Here is an 18479-nt window from a genome sequence, read left to right on the forward strand (position 1 = left end):
AGCGCCATGAGCAAACGCAGGGCGCCGATCAGGGCGCAGGCCACCTCCGAGGGTCACTCGGTCACCACGCTGGAACTGTTTTTCGATCTGGTCTTCGTCTTCGCGCTGACCCAGATCACCGCGCTGATGGCCCACGAACTGACCTGGCCCGGCGTGATCCGCGGCGTCCTGCTGATCGGGTTGCTGTGGTGGAGCTGGATCGGCTTCTCCTGGCTGTGCAACCTGGTGAAGGCTGACGAGGGGCCGATCCGGGCGGTGATGCTGGCCGCGATGGCGGCGATGTTCCTGATCGCGCTCGCCATCCCGGAGGCCTTCCACGACCTGCCCGGCGGCCTTCCGGGCCCGGTGGTCATCGCCGTCGCGTACTTCGCCTTCCGGGCGATGCACCTGTGGCTGTTCTGGCTGATCGCCGACGGCGACGCCCAGTTGCGCCGGACCCTGCTCCGATTCGCGCCGTCGATGCTGGCCGGTACTGCGCTGCTGCTCGTCGCCTCCCAGTTCCACGGCACGACCCAGACGCTGCTGTGGGCCGCGGCGCTGGCTGCCGACTACGGCGGCACCTACCTGATCGATGCCCGCGGCTGGCGGCTGCACTCGGCAAGGCACTTCGCCGAGCGGCACGGCCTGGTCATCATCATCGCGCTGGGCGAGTCGATCGTGGCGATCGGCGTCGGCGTCACCGACCTGCCCATCTCCTGGCCGATCATCATCGCCTCGGTCCTCGGCCTGGCCATCGCCTCGGCGCTGTGGTGGATCTACTTCGACGCGACGGTCCACTTCGGCGAGCAGGCGCTGGTCTCCGAACCGGCCGAGACCAAGCCGAAGCTGGGCCGCGACGCCTACACGTTCCTGCACTTCCCGATGGTGACCGGCATCGTGCTGCTCGCCCTCGGCCTGAAGAAGGTGCTCGAGTACGTCGGTGACACCGAGCACCACCACCTCGACGACCCGCTGAAGGGCGTCGGCCTGTTCGCGCTCTTCGCCGGCGTCGTGCTCTATCTACTCGGCCACGTCGCCTTCAAGTGGCGAACCACCCACAAAGTGGGCATCAGCCGCCTGATCGCCGCCGCCTTGTGCGCGGTCGCGGTACTGGCGTTGTCCGACCTGCCGGCGCTGGCCCAGGTCGCAGTACTGACTGCGATCCTTGCCGGCCTGGTCGCCTTCGAGTCAGTCCGCTTCGCCCAGGAACGCGACGAGCTCAAACACAGCCACCACGAGTAGAAGAGCTCAGGCGGTGGCGGCCGTGAGGTCGAGTTTCGGTTCGGCGAAGTGGCAGGCGGCCGCGTGGCTGGGGCCGGAGCGGCCGCGTGGCACCAGGGACGGTTCCTGGTGCGCGCAGATGTCCTCGGCCTTCCAGCAGCGGGTCCGGAACCGGCAACCGCTCGGTGGGTCGATCGGGGACGGGACGTCGCCGACCAGCCGGATCCGCTCCTTCGGCGGGATGCCGCGGATCGTGCCCAGGTCGGGTGCGGCGGACAGCAACGCCTGCGTGTACGGGTGTTGCGGGGCGCCGTAGATCTGCTCCCGCGGGCCCTGCTCGACGATCTTGCCCAGGTACATCACCGCGACCCGGTCACAGAAGTGCCGGACCACACCCAGGTCGTGGGCGATGAAGACGAAGGCGATGCCGAGGTCGCGGCGCAGGTCGTCCAGCAGGTTCATCACCTGCGCCTGGATCGACACGTCCAGCGCGGACACCGGCTCGTCGGCGATGATCACCTCGGGCTCCACCGCGAGGGCCCGGGCGATGCCGATCCGCTGCCGCTGGCCGCCGGAGAACTCGTTCGGGTAGCGGTTGTGGTGCTCGGGGTTCAGGCCGACCCGCTCCAGCAACTCCTGGACCCGGTCGAGTTCCTTGCCCTTCGGGACCAGGTTGTGCACGCGCAGCGGCGTACTGAGGATGTTGCTGACCGTCTGCCGCGGGTTCAGCGAGCTGTACGGATCCTGGAAGACGATCTGCAACTGCCGCCGGAACGGGCGCAGGTCCTTCTCCCTCATCCGGGCGATGTCGGTGCCCTTGAACAGGATCCGGCCCGCCGTCGGCCTCAGCAGCCGGGTGATCATCCGGCCCGTCGTCGACTTGCCACAACCGGATTCCCCCACCAGGCCGAGGCTTTCGCCCGGCCCCAGGTCGAAGCTGACGCCGTCGACGGCCTGCACGACCTTCCGGGTACGGCGCAGGCCGGCGGCCTCCCTGATCGGGAAGTGCATCGTCAGGTGCCGCACCTGCAGCAGCGGGGACGTGTCGACCGGCGCCGCGTCAGGTGCCATGTCACGGGATCGCACTGTGTTGCTCATCTCTGTCCTCAGCCCAGTCTCGGCGCGACCTCGACCTCGTAGATCGAGGCCTTGTCATGCAGGTGGCAGCGGGACGTGTGGGCTCCGGCACCGTCCACCGGAAGCAACTCGGGCAGGTCGGTGGTGCAGCGCTCACCTCGCACCCGCTCTGTGTACGGACACCGCGGGTTGAACGAACAGCCACTCGGCAGCGCCAGCAGGCTCGGCGGCAGGCCCTTGATCGGGCGCAGCCGCTCGCTCGCGGCGGAGACCGTCGGGATCGACTCGAGCAGACCCCAGGTGTACGGCATCCGCGGCCGGGCGAGCACGTCCTCGGCGGTGCCGTACTCGACGCAGCGACCGGCGTACATCACCAGGACGTCGTCGGCCATCTCGGCCACCACGCCCAGGTCGTGCGTGATCAGCACGATCGCGGATCCGAACTCCTTCTGCAGGGTGTTCAGCAGGTCCAGGATCTGCGCCTGCACGGTGACGTCGAGCGCCGTGGTCGGCTCGTCGGCGATCACCAGTTTCGGGTCGTTGACCAGGCCCATCGCGATCATCGCGCGCTGCCGCATCCCGCCGGAGAACTCGTGCGGGTACTGCTTGAACCGGCGGACCGGGTTCGGGATGCCGACCAGGTCGAGCATCTCCAGGGCGCGCTTCTTCGCGACGCTCCTGGACACCGGGTGGTGCACCCGGTAGGCCTCGATGATCTGGTCGCCGACGGTGTAGAGCGGGTGCAGCGACGACTGCGGGTCCTGGAAGACCATCGCGACGGCGTCGCCGCGGACCTTCATCAGGTCGCTCTCGGGCAGCCCGACGAGTTCGTCGCCGCCGAGCCTGATCGACCCGCTGATCCTGGTCCGCCGGGGGTCGTGCAACCCCATCACGGCCATGCTCGACACCGACTTGCCCGAGCCGGACTCGCCCACGATCGCCAGCGTCCGGCCGAGCGGGACGGCGTAGCTCAGCCCGTTCACCGCGCTGACCAGGCCGTCGGCGGTCGGGAACCGGACGGTCAGGTCCTCGACCACCAGGTACGGCGTCTCGCCGCTCGGCGTCAGCGAGGTCGCCCGCCGCTCGCGGGTGGCGGTGACCGGCTGGGCGGAGAGCTTGTCCAGGGTCATGACATCCTCACTCGTGGGTCGATTACGCTGTAGGCCACGTCGACCAGGAAGTTCATCGTGACGAGGATGACGGAGGCCACCAGGACGGTGCCCATGATCACCGGCAGGTCGTAGGTGGTCAGGCTCTCCAGCACCAGGGTGCCGAGGCCCGGCAGGTCGAAGATCTTCTCGGTGAAGATGGCGCCGGCGAGGCTGCCGGCGATGTCCAGGCCGAAGATCGTGATGACCGGGATCATGCCCGCTCGCAACGCGTGCTTGTAGGTGACGACCCGGTCCGACAGGCCCTTGGCGCGCGCGGTACGGATGTAGTCCTCGCTCAGCGTCTCCACCATCGAGCCGCGGGCGTAACGCGCGTACTGCGTGCAGTTGTAGACGCCGATCACCAGCCACGGCGTCAGCAGACCGGCGAACCACTTCCCCGGACTCTCCGAGATCGGCGTGTAGCCGCCGCGCGGCAGGATCGGGTACAGGATCGTCAGGTAGAGCGAGATCATCAGCGCGACGATGTAGAACGGGATCGAACTGAGGATCAGCGTGCTGCTCATCAGGACCCGGTCGCCGGTGCCGCCGCGCCGCTTCGCGGCCATCGAGCCGACGAAGACACCGATCGTCAGCACCAGGACCGCGTACCCCGCGACCAGCGACACCGTCACCGGCAGCCGCGTCTTCAGCAACTCGGTGACCGGCCGGTCGCTCTTGAAGGAGAAGCCCAGGCAGGGCGGGCCGCACTCCCGCTTGGTGCCGGCCGTCTCGAAGGTCCGGCCGGCGAAGATGCCGACCGTGAACTCGGCGAACTGCCGCACCTTCGGCCGGTCGAGGTGCAGGTTCTCCTTGATCTCGTCGTACCGCTGCTGGGTGCAGTTGCGGTCACCACAGATCGCCGCGGCCGGGTCGGTCGGGGCGACGAAGAAGAGCGTGAAGGTCGCGATCAGCGTGGCCAGCACGACACTGAGCGCGCTGACGAGCCGGCGCGCCACGAAGTAGAGCACGAGGTTTCTCCTCATCGATCGGGGTGACGGCCGGACCGGGATCCGGCCGTCACCCCACCGTCAGGTGATCAGACTGCTGCTCGGCACAGTCCGGATCACGGCTGCTTGAGGAAGATCGAGGTGAACTCGGGCATGCCCTGGGTCATGTCGTGAACGGCGTGACCGATGTTCTTGCCGACCGGGTAGGCGCTGGCGCTGTAGTACAGCGGCAGAGCCGGCAGGTGCTTGTCCAGGATCAGCTTGTCGACCTTCGGCCACTCCTTCAGCTGGTCGTCCGGGCTGAGCGCCGCGACCCGGTCGATCTCGGCGTCCAGGTCCTTGTCCTGCAGCATGCCGACGCTGTTGCTCAGCTTGACGGCGTCGGACTTGAACAGCACCGGGATCCAGCTCGAACCCGACGGCCAGTCGGAGCACCAGCCGCTCGGGCCCTGGCCGATGTTCACCGGAGCACTCGGGTCGTTCGTCATGGTGCGGATCTTGGCCTTCGGCACCCCGACCGACTTCACCTTGAAGCCGGCCGCGGTGAACACCTGGGTCCACAGCTGGTTGGCCAGCGTCCGCGGCTTGTCGTCGTTGGCGTAGTACCAGCTGAGGGTGAAGTTCTCCTTGCCGAGGTCCTTCAGCTTCGACTTGATCTCCTCCGCGACGGCCGGGTCCTCGGCGCCCTTGCCGCGGCCGGTCAGGCCCGGCAGCTCGAACTTCTCGTGACCCGGGACGGCCGGCGGCAGGATGGTGGAGGCCGGGATCGCGGTGTCCGGGCTCAGCCCCCGGACCTTGCGCCAGGTGTCGTACGGGAACGCCTGCGCGATCAACTGGCGGACCTCCAGCGGGATCTTGCGGGTGTCCATGCCGAAGAAGCTGGTGCACGGCTTCTGCCCGCGGACGATCTGGCTCTGGTCCTTGACCTCGGGGATGAGGCTGGCGTCGAGGTCGGTGTAGTTCAGCGCGTTCGCGTCCGGGCCGGTGCTGGCGAGCACCTGACGCTGCACCTTGAGCACGTCCTGGGAGAACTTGAAGTCCCAGCCGTCGGGGTACTGGTGCCGGACCGGGTCGGTCTTCGGGTCCCAGTGCGGGTTCCGGACCAGCTTGAGCTGGGTGCCGGTGGTGTACGACGCGACCTGGTACGGGCCGGTCGTCATCGGCTTCTGGTCGTAGTTCTTCTGGGTGTCCTTGTCCTGCGGGATCGGCGTGAACAGCGGGAACGCCGCGAAGAAGGGCAGGTCGTCGAACTTCTTGGCCAGCCGGATGATCAGGGTCTTCTCATCCGGCGTCTCGACCCCGGCGTACTTGTCGCCGTTCGGGCCGTACGGGCCGCCGTAGCTCTCGCCGTCCTTGAAGAACTGGGTCTGGTACGCCGGGCCGGCGTCGTACAGGTCGTGCGCGAAGGACCGCTTGATCGCGTACGCGTAGTCCTCGGCCTTGACCACCCGGCCGTCCATGTACTTGATGCCCTGCTTGAGCTTGAACGTCCAGGTCAGCCCGTCGGCGGACTTGGTGCCCAGGTCCTCGGCGAGGTCGGGAACCAGGATCGGCTTGCCGGACTTGGGGTCCAGCTTGTACTGCGTCAGCGCGCGGTACATCAGCTTGGCGATCTGCGTTCCGTCGATGTAGTAGATGTTGGTCGGGTCGAGCGTGTCCGGCGAGACGTCGGACAAGACGGTGACCGTGCCGCCCTTCTTCGCGCCCTGGATCTCCGCCACCGGACCCTTCAGCGCCGCGTCCGTCGCCTTCTCCTGAGCCTTGCCGGCATCGCCCCCGGTGCCGCCGCTGGTGTTGTTCGACGACGGGCTGCCGCAGGCGCCGACCGCCAGCATGACCGTTGCCGCGACTGCGGTGATGCGCTTCCACTGCATTGTCGTGTTTCTCCTTTTCTGCCGCTGGGGCAACGCCGGGCTACCGGCGAGTCTTGGGGTCGAAGGCGTCTCGCACGGAGTCGCCCAGCAGGGCGAGCGCGAGCACCAGCGCGGTGATGCCCAGCACCGGCAGCCACAGGTACAACGGGTCGGCCTTGAACCAGTTCGTCGCGGACGCGATCGTCTGGCCCCAGGATGGTTTCGGCTCGATCAGACCGACGCCGAGGAAGGACAGGCCCGCCTCCGCGGTCACGTAGGCCGGCAGCGAGAGCGAGGCCGAGATCACGATCGGCGCGACCAGGTTCGGCAGCAACTCCTTGGACAGCACCTGCCGGGTCGGTACGCCGATCGCCCGCGCCGCGAGGACGAACTCCCGCTCGCGCAGGGACAGCACCTCGGCCCGGATGATCCGGGCCAGGCCGGCCCAGCCGAAGAAGGAGAGGACGAAGATCAGTACGTAGAACCTGGTCGAGGCCTGCTCGTCGGGCGTCAGGGTGAACGATCCACCGCGCAGCGACTCGACGATCGGCACCATCGCGATCGCGAACAGCAGGTACGGAAGGCTGAGCACGAAGTCGATCACCCAGGAGATCACCCGGTCGACCCAGCCGCCGAGGAAGCCGGCCAGCAGGCCCATCAGCACGCCGACGACGGTGCCGAACAGGGTGGCGACGAACGCGACGATGAGCGACGGCTGAGCGCCGAACACCCAGCGGGCGAAGTTGTCCCGGCCGGTCTTCGGCTCGACGCCGAACCAGTGCTCGGCGGTCGGCCCGCTGAGCGGGAAGCCGTACTCGTCGACCAGGGCCGGATTGAAGGTGCCGATGTCGGCGCCCTCGAGCTTGGTCAGCAGCGGCGCGAACACAGCGATCAGGATGAAGAACAGCACGACGCAGGCGCAGGCGACGGCGACCTTGTCCTTGCGGAGCCGGTCCAGCGCGACCCGGGTCGGAGACTTGCCGTGGGCGACGGAGGCCGCACGGGCCGGCTCCGCCGACGCCGGGTGGTCCTCGACACCCACGGTCGAGTCGGGGGACCCAATACTCATGCGCGCTCCGGTCAGCTCTGAAATCCAGTTGACATCCGGCTCCCCCAGAGCCGCGCGTTAGCCTGCCGGACGCCGTCAGAACTAGACCAGCCGGTTGCGGCACGAGTACGCAAATCGTTACCGGAGTGGCTGACGGTTTGACGGATTCGCTGGTAGTAGGTCACTGACCGCAAGGAATCGCTCGCGAAAAGGCAGCGACACAGCCCGGACAGTGGCCTTTCTGTGCCACCTCGTCACGGACTGTGCCGAACTGCTTCCCGTCAGCTCTCGCGGACGTGCACCGTCACGAACGGAGGCTTGACCACCTCGAACGCTTCCTGCCGGCCGCGGATGTCGACGGCGACCTGGTCGCCTTCCTTGACCGAGGCATCGAGCAGCGCGAGGGCGATGCCCTTCTTGAGCGTCGGGGAGAAGGTGCCGGAAGTGACCTCGCCCAGCGCCGTACCGGCCGGGTCGGCGACCGTCATGTGCGGCCGCGGGATCCCCCGGCCGACGGCGCGCAGGCCGCGGAGGATGCGGGCCGGGCCGGCCTCCTTCTCCGCGCGCAAAGCCTGGTCACCCCAGAAGTGCTCCTTCTTCCAGCCCACGGCCCAGCCGGACCGGGCCTGGACCGGGGTGATCTCGGGCGAGATGTCCTGGCCGTGCAGCGGGTAGCCCATCTCCGTACGGAGGGTGTCGCGCGCGCCGAGACCGGCGGGGACCATGCCGTACTGCTCCCCTGCCTTCAGCAGCGCGTCGAAGATCCCGACGGCCGCCTCGTTCGGGACCACCAGTTCGTAGCCGCGCTCGCCGGTGTAGCCGGTGCGGCAGACCACGACCGGAGTACCGGAACTGTGCGTACTGGGGAAGGCGGCGACGGCGAAGGACATGTAGTCGTGGCCGGTCGGCAGACCGATGGCGGCGACCACGTCGTCGCTGTTGGTGCCCTGGACGGCCAGGATCGCGTAGTCGTCGTGGGTGTTGGTCACCACGACGCCCTCCGGCGCCTGCTCGGCGAGCCGGCGAACGACCTCGGCGGTGTTCGCCGCGTTCGGGATCAGGAACACGTCGTCGTCGGCGTGCAGGTAGGCGATCAGGTCGTCGACCACGCCGCCGTCCTCGGCACAGCACAGCGTGTACTGCGCCTGGCCCGGCGCGATCTTGCCCAGGTCGTTGGTCAGGCAGGAGTTCACGTACTCCGCGGCGCCCGGGCCCTTGACCGTCGCCTTGCCCAGGTGGCTCACGTCGAAGACGCCGACGGAGGTCCGGACCGCGGTGTGCTCGGCCACGACCCCGCCGTACTCCAGTGGCATCTCCCAGCCGCCGAACTCGGCGAACTTGGCGCCCAGGGCGACGTGCCGCTCGTGCAGGGGAGACTTCTTCAAGGCGGGAGACTCGGTCATGCAGCGGAACTTACCGGACTCGGCCGTCCTGTGATGCGGCCGACATCACGCCGCGGGTCGGCGCTGTGTCCGATCGCGGGCCCGCGCCGCGTAGCATGCGGAGGCAGCATTCACGTACCGTCACGACCGGCACCCTGCCACCCGGTCAAGGAGGACTGAGGATTTCGTGAGCACCATCACCCTGAGCAAGTCCGATCCGGCCGGCGTCAAGACCGACGTCCTGGTCATCGGCGTGGTCAAGCTCGACGGCGGCGTCACCCTGCCCGCCGGGACCGAGTCGCTGAACGCCGCGTACGGCGGGAAGCTGGTGGAGGTGCTGTCCGGCCTCGGCGCCACCGGCAAGGCGGGCGAGGTGACCAAGGTGCCGGGCCCGAAGCCCGGCAGGTCGGCGATGCTGATCGCCGTCGGCCTGGGCAGCGCACCGGACGGCGCGCTCAAGACCGAGGACCTGCGGGTCGCGGCCGGCGTCGGGATCCGGGCCGCCAAGACCGCCCAGTCCGTCGCCTTCGCGCTGCCGACGCCTGACGCCGAGTGCGTCCGGGCCGTCGCCGAGGGCGCGCTGATCGGCCGCTACAGCTTCACCACCTACAAGTCCGAGGCGAACAGCGAGACGCCGGGCAACGTGATCGTGCTGACCGACCTGGCCCGCAACCGGGACGCCAAGGTCGCCGTCGAGCGCGCCGAGGTCACCGCCGAGGCCGTCCACCAGGTCCGCGACTGGGTGAACACGCCCCCGTCCGACCTGCACCCGGCCGAGTTCGCCGCCCACGCCCAGAAGCTGGGCAAGGAGCACGGCGTCAAGGTCGAGGTGCTGGACGAGAAGGCGCTGGCCAAGGGCGGCTATGGCGGCATCCTCGGCGTCGGCCAGGGGTCCACCAACCCGCCGCGGCTGGTCCGGCTCACCTACACGCCGAAGAAGCCGGTGACGCACCTGGCCTTCGTCGGCAAGGGCATCACCTTCGACTCCGGCGGCCTGTCGCTGAAGACCGCCAGCGGCATGATCAGCATGAAGTCCGACATGGCCGGTGCCGCGGCCGTGATCGCCGCCACCGTCGCGATCGCGCGACTCGGCCTGCCGGTCCAGATCACCACCTACGCGGCGATGGCGGAGAACATGCCGTCGGGCTCGGCGGCCCGGCCGTCCGACGTACTGACCATGTACGGCGGCAAGACGGTCGAGGTGCTCAACACCGACGCCGAGGGCCGCCTCGTCCTGGGCGACGCCCTGGTCCGGGCCTCGGAGGACCAGCCCGACCTGATCGTCGATGTGGCCACCCTGACCGGGGCCTGCGTCGTTGCCCTGGGCACCAAGGTGGCCGGCGCGTTCGCGAACACCGACACCGCCCGTGACCGGGTGGTCGACGCCGCCGTCGCCGCGGGTGAGGCGATGTGGCCGCTGCCGATCCCGGCCGAGATGCTGGACAAGCTGCGCTCGCACTCGAAGATCGCCGACCTGGCGAACATCACCGGCGAGGCCTGGGGCGGCGCACTCGCCGCGGCCGCGTTCCTCGGCGATTTCGTTGCCGATGGCATCGACTGGGTGCACCTGGACGTGGCCGGCCCGGCCTTCAACGACGGCGGCGCCTCGGGCTACACCACCCCGGGCGGCACCGGGTACTCGGTCCGCACGCTAGTGGAACTGGCCGCCGCGGCCAGCTGATCAGGTAGCGGATCTCCAACATCGTGCACCCCTCGCGGTCCGGTACGGCACACCCATCCTCTAGCCAGTTGTCCGGGAGTTGCCAGCGTCCACCTTCACTGTCACAATCGTAGGCAAATACCCTACGAATGTGACAATGAATGCCCTCCTATGCAACTGGGCGCATCCCGCCGGACCTAGTCCGGCGGGGCCGCGTGCTCAGGCCTGCCGACGCCGAAGGAATCTACGCGCATCCCCGGCCTGAGTTCCGGCGACTGGAGGACGCGGGAGCTCTTCATCGGTTGGCGAGTGGTCAGTACGCCGTCGTGCCAGACGACATGGTGGGAACGAACTGGTTGCCGGACCTCGAGGCAGTCGCCATCGGCATCGCCACCGCCGGCGGGCGTCCGGACTCCGCCGCGTTGATGGGGATCAGCGCGGCGCGCATCCATGACGCGATTCCGAGAGTCATCAACATCGCCACGGTCGCCGTCGCCCACCACCGCCGCGACATCACCCTCGTCGACCGCGACGCCGAGATTCTGTTCGTCCGGAGAAACCTCGCGACCCTCGACCTGCAGCGTCAGCACACCGAACTCGCAACGGGCTGGGTCACCACAATCGAGCAGACAGCGCTGGACCTGATCGCGAGACCGCAACTCGGCGGCGCCCCGGATGCGGCCGAGGAGGCCGTCGACGCCCTCCTGAGCCGGTCCGACCTCGACCTCCTCCTCGAACTCGCCCAGCAACAACATCGCCGCGCCACCGTCGAACGCGCCCTCGCCGCGAGGAATTGAGATGCTGAACCCAGCCGAGGCCCGCACCATCGCGGATCATTTCGGAGCCTCCGACAACCAAATCAGGCGAGATCACCTGATCTCCCACCTGCTCGCGGCACTCACCGAAGTGGCAGGGGAGACGTGAGTTCCCACGACTGTCCTGGGGAGCCATCACTGACCGAGGTCCGAGACGTGGACTCCGCGCTCCTGCGCTCACCGGATGGTCTGACCGTACGACTCCAACTCCTGGATCCGCTCGGATACCCGAAGTGGCCGGTGCGGACCGTCGACCTGGTGCAGCGTTACAGCGACGCGCCACCCGCGCGGCTGTCCACACCGACACCACCCTCGTTCGCCGCATGGAAGACGACAGCTTGGTTCGACCGAGCCGCTGCACGAGACCTGTACGACCTCTGGGCACTGGCGATGATCGATCTCATCAGTCCGGAGGCGGCGCGTCTGTTCGTTCGCTACGGTCCGACGAATCGGCCGCCTGACGACAGTATGTTCGCGACTCCGCCAGACGAGAGCCGTTGGCGCCGGGACCTTGGCGGGCAGTTGAGGCTGGAGATCACAGCCGCGGATGCACTTGAGGTGGTCAGGAGGAACTGGGCCAAGGCGCGCGGCTCGATGTAGGCGGTGACACCGCCCGCGCTCGTCCGAGCCTCTAGCTGAGGCCGTTCTTCTTCATTCGGGCGTTGTACTCGCGCATCCGGGGCGGGTAGCCGACGACGGCAGCGTCGTACGACGGGATGCCCAGCTTGTTGGCGAAGTTGTGGGCCCACTCGACCGACGGCACCCGGCGACGGGTCCACTCACCGTCGATGGCGACGAGTAGCAGCGTGTAGTCGGTCACCGCCGTGCGCGGCTCGACGAACCCTTCGACACCCTGCCGGGTCTGGGCGAACTCTCGCAGGTGCGCCTGGTCGGGAGTGTCCGACTTGCGCATCGTGCCGGGCTTCTGCCGGCGACCGAACCACTTCATGGGAGCAAGTGTCCACCATTCCCGCAAATCCGGCCCGCAGCGTGGGCCCGGACGGGACGCGTCGGGCCGACGGTGACAAGATGACGCCCGGGCCGGAACTCCGCGATCCGGGGGCCGCCCGCCGACCTGACGCCCACGGAGGAACCTGTGACGAACACGGCAGACAGCAACGCGACGTACGACCTGGTGATCCTCGGCGGTGGCAGTGGTGGCTATGCCGCCGCGCTGCGCGCCGCAGTACTGGGCAAGTCGGTGGCTCTGGTGGAGAAGGACAAGCTCGGCGGCACCTGCCTGCACCGCGGCTGCATCCCGACCAAGGCGCTGCTGCACGCGGCCGAGGTCGCCGACTCGGCCCGCGAGGGCGAGCAGTTCGGGGTCCGGACGACGCTCGAGGGCGTCGACATGGGCGGCGTGAACAAGTACAAGGACGGCGTCGTCGACCGGCTGTTCAAGGGCCTGCAGGGGCAGATCAAGTCCCGCGGCATCACCGTGATCGAGGGCGAGGGACGGCTCACCTCCCCGACCACGGTCGAGGTCGCCGGTACGACGTACACCGGCCGCAACGTCATCATCGCCTCCGGCTCGTACTCCAAGTCGCTGCCGGGCCTGGAGCTCGACGGCCACCGGGTGATCGCCAGCGAGCACGCGCTGACCCTCGACCGGGTGCCGGAGTCCGCGGTGGTCCTCGGCGGCGGCGTGATCGGCGTCGAGTTCGCCAGCGCCTGGACATCGTTCGGCACCAAGGTGACCATCGTCGAGGCGCTCCCCCGGCTGGTGCCGGCCGAGGACGCCGACTGCAGCAAGACCCTCGAGCGGGCCTTCCGCAAGCGCAAGATCGCGTTCAAGACCGGGACCGCGTTCGAGTCGGTCGAGGTGGTGGACAACGGCGTACGCGTCACCGTCGCCGGCGGTGAGGTGATCGAGGCCGAACTGCTCCTGGTCGCCGTCGGGCGCGGCCCGAACACGGCCGGCCTGGGCTACGAGGAGGTCGGGGTCGCACTCGACCGCGGCTTCGTCACGGTGGACGAGAACCTCCAGACCAGTATGCCGGGCGTCTACGCGGTCGGCGACATCGTGCCCGGCCTGCAACTCGCGCACCGCGGCTTCCAGCAGGGCATCTTCGTCGCCGAGCACATCGCCGGGCTGAACCCGGCCCCGATCGACGAGGCCGGCATCCCGCGCGTCACGTACTCCGAGCCCGAGGTCGCCTCCGTCGGCCTGACCGAGGAGCAGGCGCGGGCGAAGTACGGCGAGGTCGAGATCCTGAACTACAACCTCGGCGGCAACGGCAAGAGCCAGATCCTCAAGACCCAGGGCTTCGTCAAGCTGGTCCGGGCCAAGGACGGCGCGGTGGTCGGCCTGCACATGGTCGGCTCCCGGGTCGGCGAGCTGATCGGCGAGGCCCAGCTGATCTACAACTGGGAGGCCTTCCCCGCCGACGTCGCGCCGCTGGTGCACGCCCACCCGACCCAGAGCGAGGCTCTCGGCGAAGCGCATCTCGCGCTGGCCGGAAAGCCCCTGCACTTCCATGAGTAAGGCCAGCCGCGGGTAGTTTCGATGCCGCTGGGACGTGCGGGTCGGCTGTGACCCGAATCTCGCCCGTTCCGGCGGCACCGTAGGCTGACACTCGACCGATCAGACGAAGGAGCAACGACCGTCATGCCGACCTCTGTATCCCTGCCGGCCCTCGGGGAGAGCGTCACCGAAGGAACCGTCACCCGCTGGCTCAAGCAGGTCGGTGACACGGTTGCCGTTGACGAGCCCCTGCTGGAGGTCTCGACCGACAAGGTCGACACCGAGATCCCCTCCCCCGTGGCCGGCACCCTGCTGGAGATCAAGGCCGCCGAAGACGAAACCGTAGAGGTCGGCGCCGAACTAGCCGTCATCGGCGACGCCGGCGAATCCTCCGGCTCCTCAGACGCTCCCGCCGCCGACCAGTCCTCCGCGGACACCCAGGCTCCCGCCGAGGCGCAGAACACCCAGACACCCGCCGAGCAGCCCGCCCAGGCCAACGCCGCCCCGCAGGCCCAGGCCCCGCAGGCGAACGCCGCCCCGCAGGCCCAGGCCCCGCAGGCCGACGCCGCCGCACAGGCCCAGGCCCCGCAGGCCGACGCCGCCGCGCAGGCTCAGGTCCCGCAGGCGGACGCACGTTCGCAGGCGAATGCCCAGCAGGCCGCACCGCAGGCGGAGGCTGCCACGCAGGCCCAGCCCGCGCAGGCCGCGCAGCAGGCCGCCCCCGGCGACGCCTCCTCCTCCAACGCTCCGGCCGAAGCCGCCTCAGCCCCCGCGACCTCCTCGGCCGCATCCGGCACCTCCGTCACCCTCCCGGCCTTGGGCGAGAGCGTCACCGAGGGCACCGTCACCCGCTGGCTCAAGCAGGTAGGCGACGACGTAGCCGTCGACGAGCCTCTCCTCGAGGTCTCCACCGACAAGGTCGACACCGAGATCCCCTCGCCGGTCGCCGGCAAGCTCCTGGAGATCAAGGTCGCCGAAGACGAGACCGTAGAGGTCGGCGCCGAACTAGCCATCGTCGGCTCCGGCGACGCCGCCCCGGCCGCGTCCGCACCCTCCCAGCCGGCAGAGCCGCAGCAGGAGGCCGCCCCCCAGGCCCAGGCACCGCAGGCCCAGGCACCGCAGTCGGCCTCCGCACAGGCCCCGCAGTCCGCCCCGGCCCAGGCACCGGCCGCCCAGGCACCGGCGCCCCAGTCCGCTCCCGCCCAGGCCCCTGCCCCGCAGTCCGCTCAGGCACCGGCGGCTCAGGCTCCGGCTCAGCCCGCCGCGCAGGCTCCGGCCCCTCAGTCCGCTCCCCCGGCGCAGCCCGCCCAGGCCCCAGCTCAGCAGTCTGCCCCGGCCGCCTCGTCAAACGGCTCCTCCTCCGACGGCCCGAACTACGTCACCCCGCTGGTCCGCAAGCTGGCCGCGGAGCACCAGGTCGACCTCGGCTCGGTCCAGGGCACCGGCGTCGGCGGCCGCATCCGCAAGCAGGACGTCATCGCCGCCGCCGAGGCCAAGAAGGCAGCCGCGGCCGCCCCCGCTCCGGCTGCCGCATCGTCCGCCCCGGCTGCTGCGAAGCCCGCGACGGTCAGCCCGCTGCGCGGTACGACCGAGAAGATGAGCCGGATCCGCAAGGCGATCGCGAACCACATGGTCAACTCGCTGCACGTCTCGGCGCAGCTGACCACCGTGGTCGAGGTCGACGTCACCGAGATCGCCAAGCTGCGGCAGGCGAAGAAGGCCGAGTTCGAGGCCCGCGAGGGCGTCAAGCTGTCCTTCCTGCCGTTCTTCGCGCTCGCCGCGGTGGACGCGCTGAAGCAGTACCCGAAGCTGAACGCGTCGATCAACGACGAGGCCGGTGAGGTGACGTACCACGCCGCCGAGCACCTGGGCATCGCCGTCGATGCCGAGAAGGGCCTGATGGTCCCGGTCGTGCACAACGCCGGTGACCTGAACATCGCCGGACTGGCGAAGAAGATCGCCGACCTGGCCGACCGCACCCGCAACAACAAGGTGCTGCCGGACGAGATGGCGGGCGGCACGTTCACCATCACCAACACCGGCAGCCGCGGCGCCCTGTTCGACACGCCGATCCTGAACCAGCCGCAGGTCGGCATGCTCGGTACCGGCGCGGTCGTCAAGCGCCCGGTCGTCATCACCCACCCGGAGCTCGGCGAGACCATCGCGATCCGCCAGATGGTCTACCTGGCCCTCACCTACGACCACCGCCTCGTAGACGGCGCCGACGCGGCCCGCTACCTGACGGCAGTCAAGCAGCGCCTCGAAGAAGCCCAGTTCGACGTCTGACAAGCACATCCGGTGGTCAGCCATCACCTGACTGACCGCCCGCACTTCCGTTGCCGACCCGCCGCCAGGGCCTCCACCCCCGCGGCGGGTCGGCTGCTTTCTACCGCCAACGCCTCCGCCCGCGAGGTCGCGGTCCGGGTGGGGCGGGTGGGTGGTGAGGCGGGTGGCCTTTTGTTGGTGGCGGCGCGCACCGATCCGGAGGTGCGTCGGCGCCGAAGTACGAGCGGGTAGGTTGCCCGGGTGGCGACGAGTCGGCAGCGGGCAGGTGTCTTCGGCCGGATCGTCGCCTGGTGTGTGTCCGCCACGGCGGGTGTTGGGTACCTGGCCCACGACGCGTCGGCGACCTGGCGATGCGCTGAAGACCATCGAGTCGATCCCGGGAGGATCTGAGGATGAAGTACGTTCTGGCCGGCTCGAGTGGTTTCCTGGGCAAGTCCCTGGCCAGCGACCTGACAGCCGACGGCCACGAGGTCGTGCGGCTCGTTCGCCGCGCACCGAGCCGGCCCGACGAGGTCCGTTGGGATCCCGCCCAGGGCCAGCTGGACCTGGCCGCGCTCGAGGATGCCGACGTACTGGTCAACCTGGCCGGGGCGAACATCGGCCGGCCGTGGACCCCGACGTACAAGAAGACGATTCGCGAGAGCCGGGTCAGTACGAACTCGACCCTCGCCGCCGCGGCTGCCCAGCTCGAGCGGCCGCCGGTGTTCATCACCCAGAGCGGCATCGGCGGATACGGCAAGGACCGCGGCGACCAGATCCTCACCGAGGATTCGTCGCTCGGCGAGGGGTTCCTCTCCGACGTGGTCCGGGTCTGGGAAGGTGCGGCCGACGCGGCGCGCGAGGCCGGATCACGCGTCGTCGCGATGCGTACCGGCTTCGTGCTCGACCGTTCGGCGCCGTCCTTCCAGCTCCTTTCGTTGCCGTTCCGGCTCGGTGTCGGCGGCTGCCTCGGCTCCGGCAAGCAGTACTTCCCCGTGGTCTCCCTGACCGACTGGCTCCGCGCGGTGCGGCACGCCGCCGAAAACGACAAGGTCAGCGGTCCGGTCAATGTGGCTCTGCCGACGCCGGTCACCAACCGGCAGTTCACCCATGACCTCGCCGCCGCCCTCCACCGGCCAGCTCTCATCCCCATTCCGTCCTTCGTCCTGAAGACCGTGCTCGGCGAATTCGCGTGGGAACTGATCGGCAGCAATCGCGCACTGCCCAGCAAGCTTCTCGACACCGGGTTCACGTTCTCCCACCCCACTTCGGAATCGGCCTTGGCGTCAGCTTTCGATCGGTAGTCATCAGGCGGCCGTGATCGCGGAGATCCGCCAGGTCTTGTTGCCTGCTTCTGCTCTGAGGGTGATTCGGCGGGCGGTTGCTGGGCCTGGTGGGAGGGGCGTTCGGTGTCCGGCGGAGTCGATCGTGGCGCCTGCGACCAGGCGGTCGACGATGCGCAGTACGACGGTGTCGGCGCCGGGCTGCTCGATCGTCAAGCTGTCGATCTGCACGCGGAGTCCGTCGACGCGGATCTTCTGCTGCTGGTAGGTGGTCAGCAGGGAGCGGTCGGAGGTCCACGGCGCTGTGCCTGGCACGTAGATCTTGTCGAGCTCGGCCTGATTCAAAGTCGAGAATGCCCGAGCCCGCCGTGCGTCCAGCCCTTGCAGAGTTCGCAGCCACACGTCGTGGTCTTTCGACGCCCGAACTCCGCCCGGGGAGATCGAGGGCGTTGGTTGCGCCGAATTCTCAGCCTGTGGGATGGGTGTCTGGCTCTGAGGTGTCTGGCTCTGAGGTGTCTGGCTCTGAGTCGGCTTGTTGGCCGCCGCCGTCGAGCCGGTCGCAGATTTCCCCAACACGCCGACCAGCCCCACCACCAACACACCAACCGCCACCACCGAACCAGCCAGCAACACCCCGAAGGCCAACCGTCGCTGCCCCGCACGCCCGGCGCCGCCCGTACGGCGTTTCACGCCGCCGCCAGTGCTGACACCGGCCTGCTCGGTACTGCGGCGAGCGCCGCTGACCCGACGCCGGTTGCCGCGCTGGCCGCCAGCGCGCGAACGGCGGGGGCCGTCCTGGTCGCCCACTCCCGGACGGCCTGTGGTGCCCTGGCCGCCAGCGAGCCGACTGCGGGTGCTGCGCTTGCCTGCAGCCGCTCCTTCCGTGCGCCCATCCGGGCGGCTGCGCCGGAGGAGCCCGCTGGTGGACGCGCGGCTGGCAGCGCCATGGTCGCTAGGCCCGCGGTCGCTGGACGCATGCTCGGTGGGCCCGTCGCCGCTGGACGCACCCTCGCTGAGCCCACCGTCGCTGGACTCACCCTCGCTGAGCCGGCCGCCACTGGACGCACCCTCGCTGGGCCCACCGTCGCTGGACCCGCGCTCGGTGAGCCCGCGCTCGGTGGTCCCGCGGGTCGTGGACCGGCTGGCGGTGGTGGTGCGGGTGGGTGGCTGGTGGGCTGTGGGTGGGGAATCGGAGGTGCTGTCGGTGGCAAGGTCGCCGGTGCGGGCCGGTGCGGCCGCGGTGTCGGTGATGGGGGCAGGGGTGTCGGTGATGGGGGCAGGGGGGTCGGGGGTCTCGGTGCTGGGGGCTGGGGTGCGGGCCGGTGCGGCCGCCG

General features: G+C 69.4%; 18 protein-coding genes. 9 read left to right on the top strand and 9 right to left on the bottom strand.

From position 1 onward, the window contains the following. Positions 1-6: 6 nt before the first annotated feature. Positions 7-1221: a low temperature requirement protein A gene (locus ABD255_RS06870; RefSeq protein WP_344210986.1), complete on the top strand. Its 1215-nt coding sequence runs from the start codon at positions 7-9 to the stop codon at positions 1219-1221. A 6-nt stretch (positions 1222-1227) separates the two neighbouring features. Here ABD255_RS06870 and ABD255_RS06875 read toward each other — a convergent pair whose 3' ends face one another. The 6 genes from ABD255_RS06875 to gcvT all read right to left on the bottom strand — a co-directional run bounded on the left by ABD255_RS06875 (position 1228) and on the right by gcvT (position 8679). Next, positions 1228-2298, bottom strand: a complete 1071-nt coding sequence (locus ABD255_RS06875) for an ABC transporter ATP-binding protein (protein ID WP_344210988.1) — start codon at positions 2296-2298, stop codon at positions 1228-1230. 8 nt (positions 2299-2306) lie between these two features. Next, positions 2307-3407, bottom strand: a complete 1101-nt coding sequence (locus ABD255_RS06880; protein WP_344210990.1) for an ABC transporter ATP-binding protein — start codon at positions 3405-3407, stop codon at positions 2307-2309. Continuing rightward, a complete protein-coding gene (locus ABD255_RS06885; protein ID WP_344210992.1) occupies positions 3404-4396 on the bottom strand; it encodes an ABC transporter permease in 993 nt (330 codons plus the stop codon). Before ABD255_RS06885 ends, ABD255_RS06880 begins: the two co-directional genes overlap by 4 nt. Positions 4397-4491: 95 nt before the next feature. Further along, positions 4492-6249 (bottom strand): ABC transporter substrate-binding protein, encoded by a 1758-nt coding sequence (locus ABD255_RS06890; RefSeq protein ID WP_344210994.1) that lies wholly within the window; start codon positions 6247-6249, stop codon positions 4492-4494. 40 nt (positions 6250-6289) lie between these two features. Continuing rightward, complete coding sequence (locus ABD255_RS06895; protein WP_344210996.1) at positions 6290-7297, bottom strand: ABC transporter permease; 1008 nt, start codon at positions 7295-7297, stop codon at positions 6290-6292. 260 nt (positions 7298-7557) lie between these two features. Further along, the gene (gene gcvT / locus ABD255_RS06900) at positions 7558-8679 is read right to left on the bottom strand and encodes a glycine cleavage system aminomethyltransferase GcvT (protein WP_344210998.1); all 1122 of its coding nucleotides are present in this window, start codon (positions 8677-8679) and stop codon (positions 7558-7560) included. Positions 8680-8845: 166 nt separating this feature from the next. On the opposite strand from gcvT, the gene ABD255_RS06905 reads away from it, so the two are divergent. From ABD255_RS06905 to ABD255_RS06920, 4 genes are all read left to right on the top strand, one after another. Beyond that, a complete protein-coding gene (locus ABD255_RS06905; protein WP_344211000.1) occupies positions 8846-10339 on the top strand; it encodes a leucyl aminopeptidase in 1494 nt (497 codons plus the stop codon). Positions 10340-10479: 140 nt separating this feature from the next. After that, positions 10480-11115 (top strand): type IV toxin-antitoxin system AbiEi family antitoxin, encoded by a 636-nt coding sequence (locus ABD255_RS06910; RefSeq protein WP_344211002.1) that lies wholly within the window; start codon positions 10480-10482, stop codon positions 11113-11115. Between the two features lies 1 nt (position 11116). Beyond that, positions 11117-11242: a hypothetical protein gene (locus tag ABD255_RS06915; protein ID WP_344211004.1), complete on the top strand. Its 126-nt coding sequence runs from the start codon at positions 11117-11119 to the stop codon at positions 11240-11242. Between the two features lie 47 nt (positions 11243-11289). Next, positions 11290-11733, top strand: a complete 444-nt coding sequence (locus tag ABD255_RS06920) for a nucleotidyl transferase AbiEii/AbiGii toxin family protein (RefSeq protein WP_344211006.1) — start codon at positions 11290-11292, stop codon at positions 11731-11733. A 31-nt stretch (positions 11734-11764) separates the two neighbouring features. Here the strand turns inward: ABD255_RS06920 and ABD255_RS06925 are convergent, their stop codons facing one another. Continuing rightward, complete coding sequence (locus tag ABD255_RS06925; RefSeq protein ID WP_344211007.1) at positions 11765-12082, bottom strand: hypothetical protein; 318 nt, start codon at positions 12080-12082, stop codon at positions 11765-11767. Positions 12083-12229: 147 nt separating this feature from the next. Between ABD255_RS06925 and lpdA the strand changes: the two genes are divergently transcribed. The 3 genes from lpdA (at position 12230) to ABD255_RS06940 (ending at position 17166) form a co-directional block, all read left to right on the top strand. After that, positions 12230-13618: a dihydrolipoyl dehydrogenase gene (gene lpdA / locus ABD255_RS06930; protein WP_344211009.1), complete on the top strand. Its 1389-nt coding sequence runs from the start codon at positions 12230-12232 to the stop codon at positions 13616-13618. Positions 13619-13741: 123 nt separating this feature from the next. Beyond that, complete coding sequence (gene sucB, locus ABD255_RS06935; protein WP_344211011.1) at positions 13742-15883, top strand: 2-oxoglutarate dehydrogenase, E2 component, dihydrolipoamide succinyltransferase; 2142 nt, start codon at positions 13742-13744, stop codon at positions 15881-15883. Positions 15884-16275: 392 nt separating this feature from the next. Further along, positions 16276-17166, top strand: coding sequence for a TIGR01777 family oxidoreductase (locus ABD255_RS06940; RefSeq protein WP_344211013.1), 891 nt, complete (start codon positions 16276-16278; stop codon positions 17164-17166). A gap of 3 nt (positions 17167-17169) precedes the next feature. Here ABD255_RS06940 and ABD255_RS06945 read toward each other — a convergent pair whose 3' ends face one another. Together ABD255_RS06945 and ABD255_RS06950 are read right to left on the bottom strand one after the other, a co-directional pair. Next, entirely contained in the window at positions 17170-17547 is a 378-nt protein-coding gene (locus ABD255_RS06945) for a hypothetical protein (protein ID WP_344211015.1), read from the bottom strand. A gap of 284 nt (positions 17548-17831) precedes the next feature. Continuing rightward, positions 17832-18038, bottom strand: a complete 207-nt coding sequence (locus ABD255_RS06950; protein ID WP_344211017.1) for a hypothetical protein — start codon at positions 18036-18038, stop codon at positions 17832-17834. Positions 18039-18067: 29 nt separating this feature from the next. On the opposite strand from ABD255_RS06950, the gene ABD255_RS06955 reads away from it, so the two are divergent. Then, a partial coding sequence (locus ABD255_RS06955; RefSeq protein WP_344211019.1) for a hypothetical protein occupies positions 18068-18479 on the top strand: 412 nt, incomplete at its 3' end.

Origin of the sequence: Kribbella sancticallisti (genome assembly GCF_039530625.1) — a bacterium.
Classification (GTDB): Bacteria; Actinomycetota; Actinomycetes; order Propionibacteriales; family Kribbellaceae; genus Kribbella; species Kribbella sancticallisti.